Source organism: Cellulomonas sp. NPDC058312, assembly GCF_042880135.1.
Lineage (GTDB): Bacteria > Actinomycetota > Actinomycetes > Actinomycetales > Cellulomonadaceae > Cellulomonas.
Genome location: NZ_JBHVZE010000002.1, coordinates 484497 through 505480 on the forward strand (window position 1 = coordinate 484497; position 20984 = coordinate 505480).

Sequence of the window (20984 nt, forward strand, 5' to 3'; positions counted from 1 at the left end):
CCGAGCGTCGGGGGCGCCTCAGGTCCCCGCGTACGCGACCACCCCGCGCCGGACCGCACCGACGGCCTTGCGGGCGGTCTCGCGCACGTGCGGGTCGGGTGCGGCCTTGGCGACCTGGTCCAGCACGTCGACCACCTGCTTGCACCAGCGCACGAAGTCGCCCGCGGCCAGGTCGGCGTCCCGGAGCACGGCGTCCAGACCGCGGCCCGCGGCCCAGCGGTGCAGCGGCGTGACGAGCCCGAGGTCGAGCGGCTGGATCGACTCCAGCCGGTGCTCGGTCTCGAGGTCGTCGAGCTCGGACCAGATCTGGTTCGTCGCCTCGAGCGCGAGTCCGAGCCGACCCGCCGGACCGCCGGGGACCGTCGGGTTCCGGTCGCGGTCGTCGCGCCGCGCGGAGTAGACGACCGCCGACACCGCCGCGGCGAGGCCGGGCACGTCGAGGTCCGCCCACGCCCCGCGGCGCAGGCACTCGGCGAGCAGCAGGTCGTTCTCCGCGTAGAGCCGGCGCAGCCAGCGCCCGTCGTCGGTCACGACGACCGTGCCGTCGTCGGCGGAGCCCAGGTACCCCAGGCTGCCCAGCACGTCGCAGATCCGGTCGAACACGACCGCGATCGACCCGGTGCGCCCCTCGATCCGCCGGACCAGCGCCCGGTGCTCGCCGTCGAGGCGGTACCAGCGCTCCGCCCAGCGGGCGTGGTCCTCGCGGTCCGGGCACTGGTGGCAGGGGTGCGCCCGCAGCGCGCGGCGGAGCGCGGCGATCGCCTCGTCCTCGTCGGCGGCCACGACCGCGCGGCCGCGACGACCGGGAGCCGGCGCACCGTCGACCCGCCCCGACGCGATCTCGGTCCGCAGCTGCGCCGCGAGGTCCCGGCGCGCGGACGCCGCCCGCGCCGAGAACCCGCGCGGGACCGGCAGCCGGCCGAGCGTCCGGACGCCGTCGCCGACCTCCTGGACCGACAGCCGTCGCACCTCGCGCTCGGTCGTCAGCACCAGGGGCCGCGCGCCCTCGAACCCGCCCGCCGTGCCGGGGTCCAGCACGACCGCGTGCACCGCACGCCGGCCGCTGGGTACCGCGACCACGTCGCCGACCGCGAGGCCCTGCAGGCTCTGGGCCGCCGCCTGCCGCCGCTGCGCCGCCGACGCCCGGTGCACGCCCCGCTCCCGGTCGCCCAGCTCGCGACGCAGGGAGAAGTACTCCCGGAAGTCGCCGAGGTGGCAGGCCATCGCCTCGGCGTAGCCCTCCAGCGCCTCCGCGTGGCTCTGCGCCTGCCGCGCGAGCCCCACGACGCCCCGGTCCGCCTGGAACTGCGCGAACGAGGTCTCCAGCACCTCGCGCGCCCGGACCCGCCCCACCTGCGCGACGAGGTTGACCGCCATGTTGTACGTCGGCCGGAACGCCGACCGGAGCGGGTACAGCCGCTTCGAGGCGAGGCCCGCCAGCGCCATCGGGTCCAGGCCGCCACGCCCGAGCACGACCGCGTGCCCCTCCGTGTCGATGCCACGCCGCCCCGCCCGCCCGGTGAGCTGGGTGTACTCCCCCGGCGTCACGTCGACGTGCTGCGAGCCGTCCCACTTCACCAGCTTCTCCAGCACCACCGACCGCGCGGGCATGTTGATGCCCAGCGCCAACGTCTCGGTGGCGAACACGACCTTCACCAGACCGCGGGCGAACGCCTCCTCGACGGTCTCCTTGAACGCGGGCAGCATCCCGGCGTGGTGCGCCGCGACACCGCGGACCAGCGCGTCCACGAACCCCCAGTAGCCGACGACGTCCAGGTCCTCGGACGGGATCGACGCGCACCGGGCCTCCGCGATCTCGCGGATCTCCGCGGCCTCGGCCGGTGACGTCAGGCGCAGTCCGCCGGCCAGGCACTGCTGGACGGCCCCGTCGCACCCCGCGCGGGAGAAGATGAACACGATCGCGGGCAGCAGCCCCGCCTCGGCCAGCACGTCGACCATCACGGGCCGCGGCACCGGCCGCGGTCCCCCCGGGCCGCCCGGTCCCCCGGGACCGCCGGAGCCGCCGCCGTCGCGCCGCCGTCCGCCCGGCCCGCGGTAGCCACGGTCGCCGGCCCCGCGCCGCCCCCGGTGCGGCCCGTCGCCGGACCGGTCCGCGCGGCGCAGCAGGTGCGCGAGCTCGGGGTTGATCGGCGGGTTCGCACCGGGCGCCGTCGGGTCCACGTGCCCCGCGTACAGGTCGAGCAGGTCGTCCCGCACCAGCACGTGCTGCCCCAGCGGCACCGGCCGGTGCTCGCTCACCACCACGGCGGTGTCCCCCCGCACGGTGCGCAGCCAGTCGCCGAACTCCTCGGCGTTCGAGACCGTGGCGGACAGCGACACCAGCTGCACGTCGGCCGGCAGGTGGATGATCACCTCCTCCCACACCGGGCCGCGGAACCGGTCCGCGAGGTAGTGCACCTCGTCCATCACCACGTACCCGAGGCCGTCGAGCGTGCTCGACCCCGCGTAGAGCATGTTCCGCAGCACCTCGGTGGTCATCACCACCACCGGCGCCTCGCCGTTCTGGGTGGTGTCGCCGGTGAGCAGGCCGACCTGGTCGGCCCCGTAGCGGCGGACCAGGTCCTGGTACTTCTGGTTCGACAGCGCCTTGATCGGCGTCGTGTAGAACGCCTTCCGGCCGGTGGCGAGCGCGAGGTGCACCGCGAACTCGCCGACCACCGTCTTGCCCGCGCCGGTCGGTGCGGCGACCAGCACGCCGCTGCCGCGCTCGACCGCCTCGCACGCCTCGACCTGGAAGTCGTCCAGCGGGAAGTCCACGAGCCCGCGGAACCGCGCGAGCTCCGTCTTCTCCGCCGCCGCGCGCCTGCGGGCCGCGGCGTACCGCTCGGCCGGCGAGAGCTCGTCGGGGTCGGGCTGGGGGTTCGACCTGCTGCGTCCCGTGCTGCGTGGTGCCACGGGCCCAACCCTAGGCGGAGCCGGCCGCCAGCACCCGGACGGCGCCCGGGTGGACCTCGGCGACGAGCGGCAGCGGGCCGACCGGCTCCCCGTCGGCGTACGCGACCGGCGCCTCCCGGCCCAGGTGCGGCGCGTGCTCGACGACGATCCGCCGGGTCCGGATCACGCGGACCTGCGGGTGCCGCAGGTGCCGGCCGGTGTACATCCCGGGGAAGATCCGCACGACGCCGGCGCGCGAGATCGGGCCCGCGACCACGACGTCCAGCAGCCCGTCGTCCAGCGAGGCGTGCGGGGCGATGTGCACGCCGCCGCCGAACCACGGGCCGTTCGCCGCGACCACGACCGTGCCCGCGGACTCCCACACGCCCTCGTCGGTGGTGACCCGGTAGCCGTAGGGCTCGAACGTGCGCAGCTCCGGGACCAGCGCCCGCACGTAGCGGGCCGACCCCCGCGGCCAGGTCAGCGCGTTCGCGCGCGCGTTCACGGCCGCGTCGATGCCGCAGGACAGCGCTCCCAGGAACCACTCGCGGGCGGTGTGCGACGGCGAGCCCACGCTCACCGCGTCGATCACCCGCGGACCCGTCAGCAGCGCCCGCTCGATCACGTCCACGGACGCCGCGACGTCGCCGGCGGGCAGGCCCAGCGCCCGGGCGACGTCGTTGCCGGTGCCCGCGGTCACGATCCCCAGCGGCAGGTCGGTGTCCGCGACGACGTTCGCGCCGAGGTGCACCAGCCCGTCCCCGCCGACCACCACCAGCGCGTCCAGGCCCGCGACGGCCGCCCGGCGCGCGTGGGTCGTCGCGGTGAGCAGGTCGTGCGCGGACAGGTCCTCGACCCGGTGCCCGCGGCGGCGCAGCGCGTCCAGCACCGCCGCCCCGACGCCCACGCCCCGGCCCTTGCCCGCCGCGGGGTTGACCAGCACCCCGAGGTGGCTCACCGGGCGAGCGTCCCGTCCGCCGGCTCGGTGCCCGCCAGCCGCCGGGCGACCCGCCGGTCGCGCAGCAGCGACAGCCCGACGGCGGCCATGTAGAGCGCGGCGGTCGGCGCGGCCAGGACCAGCATGGTCAGCACGTCCGGCGTCGGCGTCATCACCGCGGAGAACACGCAGGACAGCAGCACCGCCCAGCGCCAGCCGCGCAACCAGGTCCGCCCCTCGACGAGGCCCACGAGGTTGAGCGACACCATCAGCACCGGCACCAGGAACGCGATCCCGAACGCCAGCACGAACCGCATGACGAAGCTGAGGTAGGTCTGCGCGTCGATGAGGTTGGTCGCGTTCTCCGGCACGAACTCCGTCAGCACCACCACGGCGCGCGGCAGCGTGTACCAGGCGAACGCCGCGCCGGCGAGGAACATCGGCACCGCGACGGCGAGGAACCCGAGGGCGGAGCGCCGCTCGCGGGAGGTCAGGCCGGGGGTGACGAACGCCCAGAGCTGGTACAGCCACCAGGGGCTCGACACGATCGCGCCGATGAACAGCGCGACCTTGAACTTCATGTCCATCGCGGACGCGAGCCCGGCGAAGTTCACCGACGCGACGACCCCGCGCTCGGCGGCGGCGTCGAGCAGCGGGTCCTGCAGCGCCCCGAACACCGGGTCGTAGACGATCCAGCCCAGGATCCCGCCGACGAGCATCCCGACCGCCGCCAGGATCACGCGCTTGCGAAGCTCGATCAGGTGCTCGCGCAGGGGCATCCTGCCGTCGGGGTCGGCCGACGGTCGACGACGTGCCACGAGCCGGTCAGGCCCGCGGGTCGGAGGTGTCGCGCTCCGTCGGGACCACGGGCGGCGTCACCGGCGCGGCCGGGGGCACGGGTGCCGGCACGACCGGTGCCGTGGGGGTGGCAGCGGCCGGAGGCACGGGCGCGGCCGGCGTCGTCGCCGTCGCGTCCTTCTTGTCGTCGTCGTCCGTCAGGTCGCGGACCTCGCGCTTGAAGATCTTCAGCGACTGGCCGATCCCGCTCGCGAGGTCCGGGAGCCGCTTCGCCCCGAACAGCAGCAGGACCACGATCAGCAGGACCACGAGGGTCATCGGGTGCTCGAAGAGCCGCCCCATAGCAGTACTCCCTGTTGCAGGTTCGATGGTCTGGCGAGTGTAGCCCCCGGACCTGCGCGGGTGACGCAGGTCACGCCCGGGCGCGGGTCGGCGCGGGGTCAGCGCGAGTAGGCGCGCCACCCCTCGCGGGTCGCCCGGTCCCGCTCGCGACGCCGCTCCCGGCGCACCGCGGCCTCCTCGCGCAGCTGCGACCAGCGGCGGCGCGCGCCGTCGGGGTCCGGCAGCAGCACCGCCTCGCGCGCCGCACGCGCGGCCCGCTCGGCCTCCTGGGCCTGCTCGGCGAGCGTCGACGCGTGCGCCGCCAGCTCGCCCAGCACCTCGGACGCGTGCTCCAGCTCGGCGACCAGGGCCCGGAACCGGCGCCACAGGTCGCGGCCCAGGACGAACGCGCCGACGAGCGTGCCCACGACGAGCACCGTCCACACGACCACCCAGACCATCGGGCCAACCTATCCCGTCACGCGGTCGGTGCGGACGTCGGGGCCGGCCAGCGGGCCGTACGCCGCCAGGGCCGCCCGGGCGCGGTCGGCCACGTCGCGCGCCACCTCGGGCGGCCGCACCCCCAGCACCTCGTCCGCCGCCTGGAGCAGCAGGCTGCGCAGGAACGCCGGCCGGACGACGCGCACGTCCACCTCGAACGTCCCGTCCGCGAGGTTGCGCACGCCCTCGACGGGCACCGTCTCCGCGACCCAGCGCCCGGTGCTGCGCAGGTGCAGCGTCACGACGTCGCCCGACGCGTCGGGCCGGAACTCCGCGGTGGCGCCGCGCCCGGCGCCCGGGTGCTCGTCCGCGGGCACGTCGAGCACCTCGGCGGCCACCACCCGGTCCAGGCGGAACAGCCGCTCGTCCCCGGCCCGCAGGCACCACGCCTGCAGGTAGGACCGCTCGTCGCTGGTCATCAGGCGCAGCGGGTCGACCTCGCGGTCGCTGGTGACGTCCGACGCGTTCACGTACCGGATGCGCAGGCGGCGACCGCGGGCCAGGGCGGTGCGGATCGCGGCCACCACGTCGGGCCGGCCGTCGACCGCGAGCCGCACGTCCACGGCGCTCGCCGCGTCGCCGGTCGCCGCGGTGAGCTTGCCGAGCGTCGAGCGCAGCACCGCCTCGTGCTCCGGGTCGAGCGACGGACCGAGGTCGGCGACCATCGCGCTCAGCGCCGCGAGCAGGGTGACGGCCTCGCGCGTGCCGAGCCGCAGCGGCCGGGTCATGCCCCGGGCCTCGGTCAGGCGGATCTCGCCGCGGTCGTAGGAGTCGGCGTCGAAGTCGATCAGGTCGTGCGGGTAGTAGCCCGGGGTGCCGCTCATCCACAGCGTGTCGACGTCGGCCATCACCTGCGAGGCCGTCACGCCGAAGTGCGCGGCCAGCTGCTCGACGGACACGCCGTCGTTCCGGTCGAGGTAGCCGATCATCCCGAGCAGCCGGAGCAGCCGCTCGCTCGCGCGCTCAGCCACGACGCACCCCCGCGGGCGCGGCGTCGGCCGCGTCGAGCGCGGCGGCGACCCGCAGCAGACGCAGCACCGCGTCGCGCAGCCCGGCGGGCTCGGCCACGAGCACCGCGTCGCCGTAGCCCGCGACCTCCTCGGCGAGCTCCCACGTGGCCCGGTACGGCACGCGCACCAGGTCCCGGTCGGCGACCGCGGCGCGCAGGTCCGCGGGCACGTCGTCGGGCAGGGTCGTGACCTCGCCGCGGGCACGCAGCGCCTCCGCGCGCTCGGGGCGCAGCGCGAGCACGGCGGTGCGGTCCTGGCGGGCGTCGAACGACTGCAGGGCCGCCTCCAGCTCCGCCGCCGACGGCAGGTCGAACGCGTGCTCGGGGCCGACGGAGCGCACCCGGCCCTCGATCCGGCTCAGCCGGAACGACCGCGACGCCGCGCGGTCGACGTCGCGGCCGACCAGGAACCAGCCACCCCGGCGCGCGACGAGCCGCCAGGGCTCGACGAGCCGCTCGCGCACCTCGCCCGTGCTGGCCGCCCGGTACGTGAACCGGACGCGCTGCCGCGCCTGGACCGCGTCGAGCAGCGGACGGAACGCGTCGCCGCCGGCCCGGACCCGCGGCGTCAGCCCCGCGGCGAGGTCGGTCGACCCCGCGCCCGCGCCGACCGCCCGCAGCTTGGTCAGCGCCCGCGAGGTGTCCGCCTGCACCGAGCGGTCCTGCCAGAACTCCGCGGCCAGCGACAGCGCGCCCAGCTCGGCCGGGGTGAGCTCGAGCGGCGGCAGCGCGTAGGCGTCCTGGTCGATCCGGTAGCCGATGTCGTCCCCGTGGCCCGCCGCGGTGACGGTGGCGACCGGGATGCCGAGGTCGCGCAGGGTGTCCTTGTCGCGCTCGAACATCCGCTCGAAGGACTCGTCGGACGGCGCGTCGCCGTAGCCCGCGACGGTGCGGCGGATCTGCTCCTTCGTCATCCGGCCCGGCGTGTGCACCAGGGCGATGACGAGGTTCAGCAGCCGCTCGGCGGGGTGGATCTGCTCGGACATCGGCACCACCGTAGTGGCCGGTAGCGTGGTCCGGTGATCACGTGGCGCGCGGGAGTGGTGGAGCAGGTCGGCCGGACGTGGCCGGGGGCGGTCGAGCTGACGGTCGCGGTGGCCGCCGGGGTGACGGGCCCGGAGCCGGTGAGCGTGCGCGCGCTGGCCTACCCCGCGCTCGTCGGCACCCCCGAGGTCGGCGACCCGGTGCTGCTCAACGTCTCCGCCCTGGCCCGCGGTCTCGGCACCGGCGGGTACGCCCTCGTGGTCGCGCCCGGCTCCCCCGGCCGGCTGCCCGCGGACCCGGAGCCCGGCCCCGGCCACCTGGTCAAGGCCCGCTACACCCCGCTGCAGGCGATGGTGCTGGGCGTGGACGACCAGGAGTCGCCGCACCACGAGCTGCTCCGCGACGCCGACGACCTGGGCGGGGTGCCGGTCGTCGTCGCCGACCTGCACTCCGCGCTGCCCGCCGTGGTCGCCGGGATCCGGCACGCGGACGCCCTCCTCGCCGGGCCGGGCGCCGCGCACGCGCCGCTGCGGGTGGCGTACGTCATGACCGACGGCGGCGCGCTGCCCGCGTGGTTCTCGATGGCGGTCGCGGGGCTGCGGGACGCCGGGTGGATCGCCGCGTGCCTCACCGCGGGCCAGGCGTTCGGCGGCGACCACGAGGCCGTCACCGTGCACACCGCCCTGCTCGCCGCCCGGCACGTCGTCGGCGCGGACGTCGTGGTGGTCGCCCAGGGCCCCGGCAACCTCGGCACGGGCACGCGGTGGGGATTCTCGGGGGTCGCGGCGGGCGAGGCGGTCAACGCGGCCGGCGTGCTCGGCGGGCGACCGGTCGCGTCCCTGCGCGTCTCGGGCGCCGACGCGCGCGAGCGGCACCTCGGCATCTCGCACCACTCGACGACCGCCTACGGCCGGGTCGCGCTGACCCCCGCGGACGTGGTCGTGCCGGTGCTCGGCGCGGAGCTCGCCGACCTCGGCCGGCGGGTCGCCGACCAGGCCCGCGCACTCACGGAGCCCGCGGGCCGGCACCGGCGGGTCGAGGTGGCCGCGGGCGACGACCTGCTCGCCGCGCTGGGCTCGACGCCGGTCCGGCTGTCCACGATGGGCCGCGGGCTCGCGCAGGACCCGGCGGCGTTCCTCGCCGCCGCGGCGGCCGGCGTGCACGCGGCGCGGGTGGCCCGGGGCGTCGCGGGCGCCTGACCCGCGTCAGGCCGCGGGGTCGCCGTCAGGCCGCGGGGCCGCCGTCAGGCCGCGGGGTCGCCGTCAGGCCGCGGGGCCGGTGCGCTGGCGCACCTGCACCAGCGTCGCCAGGCGGCGCGCCTCCTGCCGGGCGCGCTCGCCGTCGCTGCGCTGCACGCCCATCACCGCGAGCGAGTCGCCGTCGTCGAGCTCGAGCTGCACCCACGGCCGGCCCTCGCCGAACCGCACCCAGACGATCTGCGCCCACGGCACCGTGCGGGTGGTCGCGAGGTTGCGCACCCGCAGGCCGTCCGGCCCCGGGACCGCGCGCACCGTCGCCTGCCGCCAGCAGAACCAGACGATCGCGAACCCGACCAGACCGATGCCGATCCGGTCCCCGAGCGCGAACCCGACCAGCCCCGTGCCGGGGAGCAGCACGAGCAGCAGCACCGTCGCGAGCGCGACGACGCACCCCAGCGTGCCGGTCACCCAGCGGGCGAACCGGGGCCGGAACACGTCGTCCAGCCGCGGCCGCCGCGGCGTCCCGCCCGTCGGTGCGCCGTCGCCCTCGGTCACCGCGGCCGTCTCAGAGCCGGCAGGCGTGGATCGACGTCACGAGGATCGCGCGCGCACCGACGTCGTACAGGGCGTCCATCACGCGGTTCGTCTCGGCCCGGCGCACCATCGCGCGCACGGCCGCCCACTCGCTGTTGTGCAGCGGGGACACCGTCGGCGACTCCAGTCCCGGCGTGATCGCGACGGCCTGGTCGACCAGCGCCAGCGGCACGTCGTAGTCCATCAGCACGTACTCGCGGGCCGTGAGCACGCCCTGGATGCGCCGGGTGAGCACGTCCAGCCCGCCGGGCTCGGCCACGTCGGCGCGCTTGATGAGCACCGCCTCGGACTTGAGGATCGGCTCGCCGAACACGTCGAGGCCCGCGGCGCGCAGCGTCGTGCCGGTCTCCACGACGTCCGCGATCACGTCGGCGACGCCGAGCCGGATCGCGGTCTCCACGGCGCCGTCCAGGCGGACGACCTCGGAGGGCTCGACGCCCTGCCCGCGCAGGTAGTCGGCGACGAGCACCGGGTAGGACGTCGCGACGCGGCGCCCGGCCACCTGCTGCACGTCGGTCATCTGACCGGCCTGCGTGGCGAACCGGAAGGTCGAGCGCGCGAACCCGAGCTGCAGGTGCTCGGTCGCGGGCGACGCGGAGTCCAGCAGCAGGTCGCGGCCGGTGATGCCGACGTCGACGGTGCCGGTGCCCACGTACACCGCGATGTCGCGGGGGCGCAGGAAGAAGAACTCGACGCCGTTGTCGGCGTCGGGCAGGACGAGCTCACGGGAGTCGCGGCGCTGGCGGTAGCCCGCCTCGCGCAGCATCTCGGCGGCGGGCTCGGAGAGCGAGCCCTTGTTCGGGACGGCGATCCTCAGCACGGGGTGGTCCTCAGGGGGTTCAGGTGTGACGGAGACGGAGCGGGTCAGAGGTGGGTGTACACGTCCTCGAGGGTCAGGCCCTTCGCGACCATGAGCACCTGCAGGTGGTAGAGCAGCTGCGAGATCTCCTCGGCGGTGCGCTCGTCCCCCTCGTGCTCGGCGGCCATCCAGACCTCGGCCGCCTCCTCGACGATCTTCTTGCCGATCGCATGGACCCCGGCGTCCAGCTCCTTGACGGTCCCGGACCCGGCGGGGCGGGTGGTGGCCTTCTCGGTCAGCTCAGCGAACAGCGCGTCGAACGTCTTCACGCCCGCCAGGGTAGACGCTCGCGCCGCAGGCCCACGCACCGGCTCAGCCCTCGACACCCGCGGCGGCGGTCACCTGCTGCGGCTCGGACTCCCGCCGGGCGCGCCACCACACCACGAACCCCGACACCACGACGCCCGCGTAGACCAGGTAGAGGAACGCCGACGGGTAGTAGCCGGCGCTCAGCAGCAGGGGCACGCCCACGGCGTCGACCGCGATCCAGATGAGCCAGAACTCGATCCAGCCGCGGGCCATGCCGTAGGTGGCGAGCAGCGAGCCGACGAAGATCCACGCGTCCGCCCACGGGCCGTACGACCCGATCGCGCGGAACACCAGCGCGCACACGACGGTGCCGACGACGGCGACCACGCCCAGCTGGATCCAGCCGGACGGTCCCGCCCAGCGCGGTACGACCGCCGGGGCGTCCGGCTCGCCGTGCTCGCGGGCGACCCGCCGGGTCTGCGACCACCGCAGCCAGCCGTACACGGCCACGGCGACGAAGAACACCTGCCGGCCTGCCTGCCCGTACAGGTCGGTGGCCTGCGGGGTGTGGAACACGCCGCCGAGGAACACGGTGAACAGCAGCACGTTGCCGACGATGCCGACCGGCCACGCCCAGATCCTCCGGCGCAGCCCGCCGAGCGCGGACGCGAGGCCGAACAGGTTGCCGATCACCTCGCGCCACAGCACCGGGTGGCCGGCGACGACCAGCTGGGCGTCGAACAGCCAGGTGAGCAGGTTCACAGCGCGCGCAGGGCGACGACCGTCGCGACCGCGGCCTCCGCGGCCTCCGCGCCCTTGTCCTCGTGCGAGCCCTCGAGCCCGGCGCGGTCGAGCGCCTGGGCCTCGTCGTCGCAGGTGAGCACGCCGAACCCGACCGGGACGCCCGTGGACACCGCGACGTCGGTGAGCCCGGACGTCGCCGCCTGGCACACGTAGTCGAAGTGCGGGGTGCCACCACGGATCACCACGCCGAGCGCGACCACCGCGTCGACCGACCCGCTGCGGGCCGCGCGCGCCGCCGCGACCGGCAGCTCGAACGTCCCGGGCACGCGGACCTCCCGCACGTCGGTCACGCCCGCCGCGGCCAGCGCCCGGCGGGCACCCGCCAGCAGGCCGTCCATCACGGTGGTGTGCCAGCTGGCCGCCACGACGACGACCCGCAGGCCGCTGCCGTCCGTGGTGATGCTGGGTGCGCCGCTGCCGCTCATCGTGCGTCCTCCGGGTCGTGCGGGGTGGGGGTGGTGGTGTCGTCGTGGTCCAGGCCGGGCAGCAGGTGCCCCATCGCCCGGGCCTTGGTCCGCAGGTAGGCCTCGTTGTGGCGGGTGCGCCCGACCTCGAGGCCGCGCACGTCGGCGACCTCGATGCCGTGGGCCACCAGCCCGGCGACCTTCGCGGGGTTGTTGGTCAGCAGGGTGATCCGCCGGGCCCCGAGGTCCTCGAGGATCGCGGCCGCCGCGCCGTACTCGCGCCGGTCGGCGGGCCAGCCGAGGTCGAGGTTGGCCTCGACCGTGTCGCGGCCCTCGTCCTGCAGCGCGTACGCGGCGACCTTCGCGAGCAGGCCGATCCCCCGACCCTCGTGCCCGCGCAGGTAGACGACCGCGCCGCCGTCCCGGGCCGCGAGCTCCAGCGCGGCGTCCAGCTGCGGGCCGCAGTCGCACCGCGCGGACCCGAACGCGTCGCCGGTCAGGCACTCGGAGTGCACCCGCACCACGGGCTGATCGGCGAGGCCCCGCGCGGCGACCAGCGCCACGTGGTCCGCGCCGGTGCGCAGGTCCCGGTACGCGTGCACCCGGAAGTCGCCGTGCGCGGTCGGCAGCACGGCGCTGTGCGCGCGGTGCACCCGCCGCTCGGGGGCGGTCGCCGCGGCCTCGGCGCCGGGGGCGGGCTCGGTCGGCAGGTCCCCGCGCGCGGTGCGGAACGCGATCAGGTCCTCGATCGTGATGACCACCAGCCCGTGCTCGCGGGCGAGCGCGACCGTGGCCGGCAGCCGCATCATCGTGCCGTCGTCGTGCACGAGCTCGGCGATGGCCGCGACCGGCGCGACGCCCGCGAGACGGCAGAGGTCGACCGCCGCCTCGGTGTGGCCCGCCCGGTGCAGGACGCCGCCGGGCACCGCCCGCAGCGGCAGCACGTGGCCGGGACGGATCAGGTCCTCGGTGCCGGACGCCGGGTCGGCGAGGACCCGCAGGGTGCGGGTGCGGTCCGCGGCCGAGATGCCCGTGGTCACGCCCGTCGCCGCGTCCACGGTCACCGTGTACGCGGTGCGCCGCGGGTCCTGGCTCAGCGGGACCATCAGCGGCAGGTCGAGGGCGTCGGCGCGGGCCCCCGTCATCGGCGCGCACAGGTAGCCCGACGAGTGCCGGATCGTCCACGCCACCCACTCGGGGGTCGCGAGCTCCGCGGCGAGGATGACGTCCGCCTCGTTCTCCCGGTCCGGGGAGTCGGCGACCAGCACGGGCCGGCCGGCGCGCAGCTCCGCGAGGGCCTGCTCGACGGTGCCCAGCTCGACCGGGTCCGGCTCGACGGTGCCGGGCTCGACGGCGCCGCGCTCGCCCGACCGCGTCATCGCGCGCTCCCCCGCCCGGCGACGTCGCCCGTCGCCAGCAGCCGCTCCACGTACTTCGCCAGCACGTCCACCTCCAGGTTGACCCGGGTGCCCACGGCCGCGTCGCCGAGCGTCGTGCCCGCCAGCGTCGTGGGGATCAGCGAGACGCCGAACCAGTCGTCGCCGACGGCCGCGACCGTCAGCGAGACCCCGGCCACCGCGACCGAGCCCTTCTCGGCGACGTACCGCGCGAGCGACGGGTCGAGGGCGACCTCCACCTCGTCCCACCGCGGTCCCGGCGTCCGCCGCCGCACCGTGCCGACGCCGTCGACGTGCCCCTGCACGACGTGGCCGCCGAGCCGGGCGTCCGCGCGCACCGCCCGCTCGAGGTTGACCCGCGCGCCCGGCACGAGGTCGCCCAGCGCGGTCCGGCGCAGCGTCTCGGGCATCACGTCGGCGACGAACGTCCCGTCACCAGCCAGCTCCGCCACGGTCAGGCAGACGCCCGCGACGGCGATCGAGTCGCCGTGCCCAGCGTCGGACACCACGAGCGGGCCGCGCAGCGTCAGCCGCGCGTCCGTCCCGTCGGCGCCCGCGCCCGCGACCTCGATCGCGACGACCGTCCCGACCTCCTCGACGATCCCGGTGAACATCAGCGGTCCTCTCCCTCGACGTCGGCCTCGACGAGCACGTCGGGCCCCAGCGGTCGCACGGCGCGGGTGCGCAGCCGCAGCGCGTCCCCGATCGCCCCGATGCCCAGGTCGGCCACGGCCGGGCGGCCGGCGCCGAGCAGCACGGGCGCCACGTACGCGTGCACCTCGTCCACGACGCCCGCGCGCAGGAACGCGGCGGCGAGCGTCGGACCGCCCTCGACCAGCACCCGGCGGGCCTCGCGCTGCTGGAGCGCGGCGAGCACCTCCCGGGGGTCGTGGGTCCGCAGGTGCAGCAGCTCCCCGCCCGCCCCGTGCAGCCGACCGCCGACGGGCAGGTCCCGGTCGCCGACGACCACGCGCAGCGGCTGGTGCGCGGCGAGGTCGCCGTCCGCGGTCCGCGCCGTGAGCGCGGGGTCGTCGGCCAACGCCGTCCCCGTGCCGACGACGAGCGCGTCCACCTCGGCGCGCAGCGCGTGCGCGTGCGCCCGCGACTCCGGCGACGTGATCCAGCGGCTCGAGCCGTCCGCCGCGGCGACCCGGCCGTCGAGCGTGCTCGCGAGCTTCAGCGTGACGAACGGCCGCCCGCGGCCCACCGCCCGCAGCCACGGTCGCAGCAGCGCCCGGCCCGCGGCCTCCTCGACGCCGACGACCACGTCGACCCCCGCCGCGCGCAGCCGGGCCGCGCCGCCGGTCGCGTCGGGGTTCGGGTCCGTGACCGCGACGACGACCCGGGCGACGCCCGCGTCCAGCAGGGCCACCGAGCAGGGGCCGGTCCGGCCGGTGTGGTCGCACGGCTCCAGGGTCACGACGGCGGTGGCGCCCCGGACGTCGGCACCGCGCCCGCGGGCGTCCGCCAGCGCGGCGACCTCGGCGTGCGGGGTGCCGGCGCCGCGGTGGTGGCCCTCGCCGAGCACGCGTCCGGCCGGGTCCAGCAGCACGCAGCCGACGCGCGGGTTCGGGCCGTGGGCCGGGCCCAGGGCCGCGAGGTCGAGGGCACGCAGCATCGCGGTGCGCTCCGCCCGCTCGCGCCCGGCGCCGTCCCGCTCGTCCACGCCCTGCTCCTCACCCTCGGCCTCGACGGCTCCGGGGTGGCGGGCGGCGTGCGGGTGCACGACGACCACGGTGCACCTGGCTCACGCCGGGCGCACCGCCACGTCTCCTCCCATCCGGACTTTCACCGTCGGTCCTGGAGTTCCACCAGGTCAACCGCTCGCGCCAGAGGCGTCTGCGGGTCGCGGACTGTCACCGCCGGCTCGGAATTGCACCGACCCCGGAGCACGTGTGTGTGTTCTGCCAACGATGATGCCACACGGGGCATTCCCGCCCCGGCGTCCGCGCGGCCGGTGACCGCGGGTCCGGGAGGGTCAGCGCCGGGCGATGGCCTCGTCCGCGAGGGCGCGCAGCGCGTCGATCTCCGCGTCCGGGTCCGGCGCCCCGTACACCGCGGACCCGGCGACGAACACGTTCGCCCCCGCCTCGGCGACCGTCGCGACCGTCGACCGCGACACCCCGCCGTCGACCTGGATCCACGTGTCCGCGCCCTGCTCGTCGACGGCGGCGCGCAGCCGGCGGATCTTGGGCAGCGTGCCGTCGATGAACGCCTGGCCGCCGAACCCGGGCTCGACGGTCATGACCAGCACCATGTCGAACTCCGGCAGCAGGTCGAGCAGCGGCTCGACGGGGCTCGCGGGGCGCAGCGCGATGCTGGCGCGCGCGCCGGCCGACCGGATCTCGCGCGCGAGCCGCACGGCGGCCTGGGCGGCCTCGGCGTGGAACGTCACCGACGCGGCGCCCGCGTGGGCGTACTCGACGGCCCACCGGTCGGCGTCCTCGATCATCAGGTGCACGTCCACCGGCACCGGGGCGACCTCGATGATCCGCTTCACCACGGGCAGGCCGAGGGTCAGGTTCGGTACGAAGTGGTTGTCCATCACGTCGACGTGCGCGTAGTCGGCCCGCCCGATCCGGTGCAGGTCGCGCTCGAGGTTCGCGAAGTCGGCGGACAGGATGCTGGGGCTGATCAGTGCGTGCACCCCGCCAGCGTATCGGCGTCGCCCGCACCCGGCAGGGACGGACGACGCCGCGACGTCAGGAGGTGCGGCGCAGCAGCGTCAGGTGCATCGCGTCGGTGCCGTGCACGTGCGGCCAGAGCTGCACGTCGGGCCGCTCCGGCAGGTCGAGGTCCGGGGCGATCCCGAGCACGACCGCCCGCGCGTCCAGCACCTCGGCCCCGATCCCCGCCTTCGTCGCGGCGCGCCGGGCGTCCACGACGGCGAGCTGCGTCTCGGCCAGCACGGGCGAGCAGGTCACGTAGGCGACGACGCCGCCCACGCGGACCGCCCGCAGCGCCGAGGCGAGCAGGTCCCGCTGCAGCGCGCCGAGCGACGCCAGGTCCGCCGGCGTGCGCCGCCACCGCGACTCGGGCCGCCGACGCAGGGCGCCGAGGCCGGTGCACGGGGCGTCCAGCAGCACCCGGTCGAACGCGCCGGGCTCGGCGTCGCCGAGCTCCCGGCCGTCGCCGACCCGGACGTCCTCGACCGCGCCGTCGGGCAGCGCCGCCACCGCCTGCCGCACGAGGCGCGCGCGGTGCGGCTGCACCTCGTTCGCGAGCAGGGTCGCGCCCTGCTCCGCGGCGAGCGCACCGAGCAGCGCGGCCTTCCCGCCGGGCCCCGCGCACAGGTCGAGCCAGCGCGCGTCGGGGCCGTCCAGCGGGGCGGCCGCCAGCGCGAGCGCGACGAGCTGGCTGCCCTCGTCCTGCACTCCGGCGCGGCCCGCGCGGACCGCGGCGAGACCGGCCGGGTCCCCGCCGCCGGACAGCGTCACCGCGGTCGGCGCCCACCGTCCGGGGGTGGCCTCGGGGCCGGCCGCCTCCCGCAGCTCGTCCGCCTCGACCAGGCCGGGGCGTGCCACGAGCGAGACCCGCGGCGCCGCGTTGTCGGCCGCGAGCAGGTCGCCGAGCTCGTCGGCGCCCCGGCCGTTGCCGACCAGCGCCTCGCGCAGGGCGCGCGTGACCCACGCCGGGTGACTCTCGACCACGGACAGCCGGGCCACCGCGTCGGTGCCGGCGGGGTCCGCGGCGTCGCCGACCCGCTCCAGCCAGGTGTCCAGCGACTCGCGGGACACGGCGCGCAGCACCGCGTTCACGAACTGCGCCGCGCCCCCGCCGACCTGCTCGCGGACCAGGCCGACGGTCTCGGAGACGGCGGCGTGCGGCGGCACCCGCATGCCGAGCAGCTGGTGGGCCCCGAGCCGCAGCGCGTCGAGCACGGGCGGGTCGATCTGGTCGAGCGGCCGACCGGCGCACCGGGCGATCACCGCGTCGTAGCGGCCCCGCAGGCGCAGGGTGCCGTAGGCGAGCTCGGTCGCGAACCCGGCGTCCCGGCCGCGGATGCCGCGGTCGCGCAGCATCGGCGGGAGCACGAGGTTGGCGTACGCGTCGGACTCCGCCACCGCCCGCAGGGCGTCGAACGCCGCCGTGCGCGCCGCGTCGGCCCCGCGGCGCCGCTGGGACGGCGCGGTCGCGGTGCGCTGCCGCGGGCCGCCACGCGCGCCGCCGTGCCGCGACCCGTCCTGCCGGTGCCCGGTCACGCCGTCACCTCCGGCGCGCCGAGCACGGTCCCCTCGGCGAGCCGGGCGCCGCGCGCCCAGTCCGTCGCCGCCATCGCCCGCTTGCCCGCGGGCCGCACCTCGACCAGCCGCACCGCGTGCGTGCCGGTGCCGACCAGCACCTCGGCGCGTCCGGCCCGGAGCTCACCGGGGGCCAGGTCGGTCACCTCCTCGGCGAGGCGCACGGGGCCGAGCCCCAAGCGCGCGCCGTCGGGCAGCGTGGTCCAGGCGCCGGGCGCGGGGGTGCAGCCGCGCACCCGCCGGTCCACGGCCATCGCGGGGTGCTCCCACCGCACGCGGGCGTCCTCCGTCAGCAGGCGCGGGGCGAGGCTGACGCCCTCGGCCGGCTGCGGCACCGCCGCGAGGATCCCGTCCTCCAGCGCGTCGAGCGTGCTGACCAGCAGCCCCGCCCCGGCGTCGGCCAGGCGTCCGAGCAGGTCGCCCGAGGTGTCGAGCGGGCGGACCGTCTCGGTCAGCGTCCCGAGCACCGGGCCGGTGTCGAGGCCGGCCTCCAGCCGGAACGTCGTCGCGCCCGTGACCTCGTCGCCGGCGATGATCGCGTGCTGCACCGGCGCGGCACCGCGCCAGGCGGGCAGCAGCGAGAAGTGCAGGTTGACCCAGCCGTGCCGCGGCACGTCGAGCACCGCGGGCGGCACCAGGTTCCCGTAGGCGACGACCGGCGCCGCGTCCACGTCGAGCGCCGCGATCCGCGCCTGGACCTCCGGGTCCCTGAGCGTCGCGGGCGTCAGCACCTCGAGGCCGGCCTCGAGGGCGCGCTCCTTGACGGGGCTCGGCGTGAGCGTGCGACCGCGCCCGGCGCGGGCGTCGGGTCGGGTGAGGACGGCGACGACCTCGTGGCGGGAGGCGAGCAGGGCGTCCAGGGCGGGCAGCGCCACCGCGGGCGTCCCGGCGAAGAGCAGGCGCATGGGTCACGATCCTAGGCGCTGCACGGCGACCCGCGGTGCCGCGCGGACGACCGGGCTCAGCCCGCGAGCACCCCGCGCGCCACGAGGTCCGCCCGCAGCGCCGCGGCGTCGGTGAACAGCACGGCCTGGAACCCGAGGACGGCCGCCGCGTCGACGTTGGCGGGGCTGTCGTCGACGAACACGGTCCGGGCGGGCGCCAGGCCGAACCGCTCGGCCACGATCCGGAAGATCCGCGCGTCCGGCTTCGCGACGCCCTCGCGCCCGGAGACGACCACGTCCTCCAGCCGCCCGATCGCCGGCGCGGCGGGCACGGCGTGGTGGAACGTCTCCGCGGACCAGTTCGTCAGCCCGAGCACCCGCACCCCGGCGGTCCGCAGGTCGTCGACCACGGCGGCGGTGCCCGGCACCGGGCCCGGCAGCGCGTCGGCGAACCGCTCGACGTACAGGTCGAGCATCGCGACGTGCTCCGGGTGCCGCGCGGCGACCTCGGCCCGGGCCTCGGACCACGGCCGCCCGGCGTCCTGGCGCAGGTTCAGCGCGGGGAAGTCGACGTCCGCGAAGAACCGCCGGACCTCGGCGTCCGTTCGCCGGCCGGCGAACGCCCGCGCCGGGTCCCACGTCACCAGGACGTTCCCGAGGTCGAGCACGACGGCGTCCACCTCGGACCCGCCGCGCACGGCGGTCACAGCATCTCCTCCGGGTCGAGCCGCACCCGCAGGCTGCCGCCCTCGCGCCGGGCGCTGCGGACCGCCATCGCGGCGGCCAGGTCCTTGGCGAGCGCGCGGCCGTGGGCGGCGGGCACCCGCACCAGCGCGCGCACCGGCGGGTCCAGCGACTCCTGCACCGCCGCCCCCCCGGCGCCGAACGGCTCCGGCTGCGGGACCGGGCCGAGCACGTCGCCGCCGTCGGGCAGCGTCAGGCGCGCCAGCACGGCGGCGACCACCTCGCGCGTGCCCGTCAGCTCCGCGACGCGGACCACCGGGGGCAGGCTCACCTCGGCGCGCTCCTCGAGCTCGCGCTGCGCCAGCCCGACCGGGTCCCAGCGGACCAGCGCCTGGGTCGGCCGCTCGGCGGCGTCGCCGACCAGCAGCACCACGCCGCCGTCCCGCGCCGACCGCACCAGCGCGGCGGCCGCCATCCACCGCCGCAGCGCGTCCTCGGTGGCGCGCAGCGCCGTCGACGCCGTGCTCACGGCGGCGTCGAGCAGCACCGCGGCCGCGTACCCGCCGGGCGCCACGGGCTCCGCGCCGATCGTGGAGACCACCAGCGCGGGCTTGTCGGGGACCTCCGCGAGCACGCCGCCCGACGACCGCGCGCCCGAGGTCCGGACCGTGACACCGGTGAAGGCGCGCCCCAGCTCCTCCGCGGTGCGGTCCGAGCCGACGACCACCGAGCGGAACGTCCCGTTGCCGCACGCGTCGCACCGCCACTGGATCGCGAGCCGCCCGCACCAGCGGCACTGGGCGGTCGCGTCGCCCGAGCGGAGCTCCAGCGGCCCGTGGCAGGTGGTGCAGCGCGCGACCTCGCGGCACCGCGCGCACGCCACCGCGGGCAGGTAGCCGGCGCGCGGCACCTGCACCAGCACCGGTCCGTCGGCGAGCCGTTCCCGGATGGCCCGCCAGGCCTCCCCGGGCAGCCGCGCCGCGGCGGCGGCACCCTCGCGGGCCAGCTCGACGCTGGTCAGCGCGCGCACCCGCGGCGCCCGGGCCCGCACCACGTCACGGTCCGCCAGCACGGCGCGCGCCCAGCCCTGCTCGACGAGGGCCTGCACCTCCACCGACCGGCTGTGCGCCGCCAGCAGCAGGCCGCTGCCCTCGAGCTCCGACCGCAGACCCAGCACCTCGCGGACGTGCGGGTACGGGGCGCGCGGCTCGGCGTGCAGGTCGTCGCCGTCGTCCCAGCAGACGGCCAGCCCCAGGTCCCGCACGGGGGCGAACGCCGCGGCCCGGGTCCCGACGACCACCCGGGCGTGCCCCCGCAGCGCCGCCAGGTACGCGCGGTACCGCAGCGCGGGGCCGTCGTCGGCCATCAGCCGCACGTGCGCGGCGTCCGCGCGGTCGGGCGACCAGGCGGGCACCCCGGCGTCGGTCAGGGCGGCGCACATCCGGTCGACGTCGCGGGCGTCCGGCACCACGACCAGGACCCCGCGACCGCCGGCCAGCGTGGCGACCGCGGCCTGGGCCACCGCATCGGGCCAGCGCTCCCCCGGCGGGCCGGGCAGTGCCGACCAGGCGGCGCGCGGGGCCCCTCCGGCCGTCAGGTGCGCGAGGAACGCCGGGCCGCCGCGGTAGGGCGTCCACGCGGGAGCAGCGGACGCAGCAGGAGCAGCAGGGGCGTCGGGCGCGGCGGAGGCGCCGGGCGCGGCGGGGCCGGTCGGCGTCGTGCCGTGCGGCGTCCCGGGGGCGGGCGCCGGCGGCGGCACCTCCCCCTCCGTGCGGGCGTGCCGCGGCGGCACGGCGAGCCGGAGCACGTCGGCGAGCGTGCCCGCGTACCGGTCCGCCACCGCCCGGGCCAGCCGGCCGACGGCGGGGGTCAGCACGGGCTCGGGCGACACCACCCGCCGCAGCGGCACGAGCGCGCCGTCGTGGTCCGCCTCCGCGACCCGCTCCAGGACGTACCCGTCGACGTCCTGCGCGCCGAACCGCACCTTGACCCGGGTGCCGGGCACCGCGGTCCCGGCCATCGTCGCCGGGACCAGGTACTCGAACGGGCGGTCCAGGTGCGGGGGCGACAGCTCGAGCGCGACCCGCGCGACCGGCAGGTCGGCGGCGGGCTCGACGTCCACGTCCCGCGCGCGGACGCGGCGCCGGGGCCGGGCGGGCACGTCGAGCCCGAGCAGCGTCGGCTGCTCCGGCGTGCCCGCGCCGCCCTCGGCCACCGCGTCCGT

The 20984-nt window shown here is 77.3% G+C and carries 21 protein-coding genes and 1 riboswitch; of the genes, 1 reads left to right on the forward strand and 20 read right to left on the reverse strand.

The features are described from left to right. Nucleotides 1-18: 18 nt before the first annotated feature. The 7 genes from ACFVXN_RS06710 to ACFVXN_RS06740 all read right to left on the reverse strand — a co-directional run bounded on the left by ACFVXN_RS06710 (nucleotide 19) and on the right by ACFVXN_RS06740 (nucleotide 7447). On the reverse strand, nucleotides 19-2916 hold the full coding sequence (locus ACFVXN_RS06710; protein ID WP_389229237.1) for a DEAD/DEAH box helicase: 2898 nt from the start codon (nucleotides 2914-2916) through the stop codon (nucleotides 19-21). A 10-nt stretch (nucleotides 2917-2926) separates the two neighbouring features. Then, complete coding sequence (locus ACFVXN_RS06715) at nucleotides 2927-3853, reverse strand: diacylglycerol/lipid kinase family protein (protein WP_389229240.1); 927 nt, start codon at nucleotides 3851-3853, stop codon at nucleotides 2927-2929. After that, nucleotides 3850-4611 (reverse strand): twin-arginine translocase subunit TatC, encoded by a 762-nt coding sequence (tatC, locus tag ACFVXN_RS06720; protein WP_389229243.1) that lies wholly within the window; start codon nucleotides 4609-4611, stop codon nucleotides 3850-3852. The genes ACFVXN_RS06715 and tatC overlap by 4 nt, the downstream gene beginning before the upstream one ends. 46 nt (nucleotides 4612-4657) lie before the next feature. Continuing rightward, nucleotides 4658-4948 (reverse strand): twin-arginine translocase TatA/TatE family subunit, encoded by a 291-nt coding sequence (tatA, locus tag ACFVXN_RS06725; protein WP_389229246.1) that lies wholly within the window; start codon nucleotides 4946-4948, stop codon nucleotides 4658-4660. 122 nt (nucleotides 4949-5070) lie between these two features. Then, nucleotides 5071-5412 carry a hypothetical protein gene (locus ACFVXN_RS06730; RefSeq protein ID WP_389229249.1) on the reverse strand — a complete coding sequence of 114 codons (342 nt, stop codon included), beginning with the start codon at nucleotides 5410-5412 and terminating at the stop codon, nucleotides 5071-5073. Nucleotides 5413-5421: 9 nt separating this feature from the next. Next, the gene (locus ACFVXN_RS06735) at nucleotides 5422-6423 is read right to left on the reverse strand and encodes a helix-turn-helix transcriptional regulator (protein WP_389229252.1); all 1002 of its coding nucleotides are present in this window, start codon (nucleotides 6421-6423) and stop codon (nucleotides 5422-5424) included. Next, entirely contained in the window at nucleotides 6416-7447 is a 1032-nt protein-coding gene (locus ACFVXN_RS06740; RefSeq protein ID WP_389229255.1) for a helix-turn-helix transcriptional regulator, read from the reverse strand. The genes ACFVXN_RS06735 and ACFVXN_RS06740 overlap by 8 nt, the downstream gene beginning before the upstream one ends. Before the next feature lie 33 nt (nucleotides 7448-7480). On the opposite strand from ACFVXN_RS06740, the gene ACFVXN_RS06745 reads away from it, so the two are divergent. Beyond that, nucleotides 7481-8644, forward strand: a complete 1164-nt coding sequence (locus tag ACFVXN_RS06745; RefSeq protein ID WP_389229258.1) for a DUF3866 family protein — start codon at nucleotides 7481-7483, stop codon at nucleotides 8642-8644. Nucleotides 8645-8707: 63 nt separating this feature from the next. On the opposite strand, the gene ACFVXN_RS06750 is transcribed toward ACFVXN_RS06745, so the two are convergent. The 13 genes from ACFVXN_RS06750 to ACFVXN_RS06810 form a co-directional block, all read right to left on the reverse strand. Then, nucleotides 8708-9199, reverse strand: coding sequence for a PH domain-containing protein (locus ACFVXN_RS06750; RefSeq protein WP_389229261.1), 492 nt, complete (start codon nucleotides 9197-9199; stop codon nucleotides 8708-8710). Between the two features lie 10 nt (nucleotides 9200-9209). After that, nucleotides 9210-10058, reverse strand: a complete 849-nt coding sequence (hisG, locus tag ACFVXN_RS06755) for an ATP phosphoribosyltransferase (RefSeq protein WP_389229264.1) — start codon at nucleotides 10056-10058, stop codon at nucleotides 9210-9212. A gap of 44 nt (nucleotides 10059-10102) precedes the next feature. After that, nucleotides 10103-10366 (reverse strand): phosphoribosyl-ATP diphosphatase, encoded by a 264-nt coding sequence (locus ACFVXN_RS06760; RefSeq protein WP_389229267.1) that lies wholly within the window; start codon nucleotides 10364-10366, stop codon nucleotides 10103-10105. A 43-nt stretch (nucleotides 10367-10409) separates the two neighbouring features. Continuing rightward, nucleotides 10410-11108, reverse strand: coding sequence for a nicotinamide riboside transporter PnuC (gene pnuC / locus ACFVXN_RS06765; protein ID WP_389229270.1), 699 nt, complete (start codon nucleotides 11106-11108; stop codon nucleotides 10410-10412). Beyond that, nucleotides 11105-11575, reverse strand: coding sequence for a 6,7-dimethyl-8-ribityllumazine synthase (ribH, locus tag ACFVXN_RS06770; protein ID WP_389229273.1), 471 nt, complete (start codon nucleotides 11573-11575; stop codon nucleotides 11105-11107). The genes pnuC and ribH overlap by 4 nt, the downstream gene beginning before the upstream one ends. Then, complete coding sequence (gene ribB, locus ACFVXN_RS06775) at nucleotides 11572-12933, reverse strand: 3,4-dihydroxy-2-butanone-4-phosphate synthase (RefSeq protein ID WP_389229275.1); 1362 nt, start codon at nucleotides 12931-12933, stop codon at nucleotides 11572-11574. The genes ribH and ribB overlap by 4 nt, the downstream gene beginning before the upstream one ends. Further along, entirely contained in the window at nucleotides 12930-13565 is a 636-nt protein-coding gene (locus tag ACFVXN_RS06780; RefSeq protein ID WP_389229277.1) for a riboflavin synthase, read from the reverse strand. The genes ribB and ACFVXN_RS06780 overlap by 4 nt, the downstream gene beginning before the upstream one ends. After that, nucleotides 13565-14569, reverse strand: a complete 1005-nt coding sequence (gene ribD, locus ACFVXN_RS06785; protein ID WP_389230503.1) for a bifunctional diaminohydroxyphosphoribosylaminopyrimidine deaminase/5-amino-6-(5-phosphoribosylamino)uracil reductase RibD — start codon at nucleotides 14567-14569, stop codon at nucleotides 13565-13567. The genes ACFVXN_RS06780 and ribD overlap by 1 nt, the downstream gene beginning before the upstream one ends. A 146-nt stretch (nucleotides 14570-14715) precedes the next feature. Beyond that, nucleotides 14716-14848, reverse strand: a riboswitch (FMN riboswitch). 81 nt (nucleotides 14849-14929) lie between these two features. Further along, nucleotides 14930-15598, reverse strand: coding sequence for a ribulose-phosphate 3-epimerase (rpe, locus tag ACFVXN_RS06790; protein WP_389229279.1), 669 nt, complete (start codon nucleotides 15596-15598; stop codon nucleotides 14930-14932). A gap of 55 nt (nucleotides 15599-15653) precedes the next feature. Continuing rightward, the gene (locus tag ACFVXN_RS06795; RefSeq protein ID WP_389229282.1) at nucleotides 15654-17153 is read right to left on the reverse strand and encodes an RsmB/NOP family class I SAM-dependent RNA methyltransferase; all 1500 of its coding nucleotides are present in this window, start codon (nucleotides 17151-17153) and stop codon (nucleotides 15654-15656) included. After that, nucleotides 17150-18097 (reverse strand): methionyl-tRNA formyltransferase, encoded by a 948-nt coding sequence (gene fmt, locus ACFVXN_RS06800; RefSeq protein ID WP_389229285.1) that lies wholly within the window; start codon nucleotides 18095-18097, stop codon nucleotides 17150-17152. The genes ACFVXN_RS06795 and fmt overlap by 4 nt, the downstream gene beginning before the upstream one ends. Nucleotides 18098-18153: 56 nt before the next feature. Then, the gene (locus ACFVXN_RS06805) at nucleotides 18154-18783 is read right to left on the reverse strand and encodes an HAD family hydrolase (protein ID WP_389229288.1); all 630 of its coding nucleotides are present in this window, start codon (nucleotides 18781-18783) and stop codon (nucleotides 18154-18156) included. Then, nucleotides 18780-20975, reverse strand: a complete 2196-nt coding sequence (locus ACFVXN_RS06810; protein WP_389229291.1) for a primosomal protein N' — start codon at nucleotides 20973-20975, stop codon at nucleotides 18780-18782. Before ACFVXN_RS06810 ends, ACFVXN_RS06805 begins: the two co-directional genes overlap by 4 nt. Between the last annotated feature and the right edge of the window lie 9 nt (nucleotides 20976-20984).

Bases quoted from the DNA above. Each gene is read 5' to 3' on its own strand.
- tatC (WP_389229243.1), bottom strand. From the start codon at position 4,611: ATGCCCCTGCGCGAGCACCTGATCGAGCTTCGCAAGCGCGTGATCCTG.
- tatA (WP_389229246.1), bottom strand. From the start codon at position 4,948: ATGACCCTCGTGGTCCTGCTGATCGTGGTCCTGCTGCTGTTCGGGGCG.
- ACFVXN_RS06730 (WP_389229249.1), bottom strand. From the start codon at position 5,412: ATGGTCTGGGTGGTCGTGTGGACGGTGCTCGTCGTGGGCACGCTCGTC.
- ACFVXN_RS06740 (WP_389229255.1), bottom strand. From the start codon at position 7,447: ATGTCCGAGCAGATCCACCCCGCCGAGCGGCTGCTGAACCTCGTCATC.
- ribH (WP_389229273.1), bottom strand. From the start codon at position 11,575: ATGAGCGGCAGCGGCGCACCCAGCATCACCACGGACGGCAGCGGCCTG.
- ribB (WP_389229275.1), bottom strand. From the start codon at position 12,933: ATGACGCGGTCGGGCGAGCGCGGCGCCGTCGAGCCCGGCACCGTCGAG.
- ACFVXN_RS06780 (WP_389229277.1), bottom strand. From the start codon at position 13,565: ATGTTCACCGGGATCGTCGAGGAGGTCGGGACGGTCGTCGCGATCGAG.
- ribD (WP_389230503.1), bottom strand. From the start codon at position 14,569: ATGCTGCGTGCCCTCGACCTCGCGGCCCTGGGCCCGGCCCACGGCCCG.
- fmt (WP_389229285.1), bottom strand. From the start codon at position 18,097: ATGCGCCTGCTCTTCGCCGGGACGCCCGCGGTGGCGCTGCCCGCCCTG.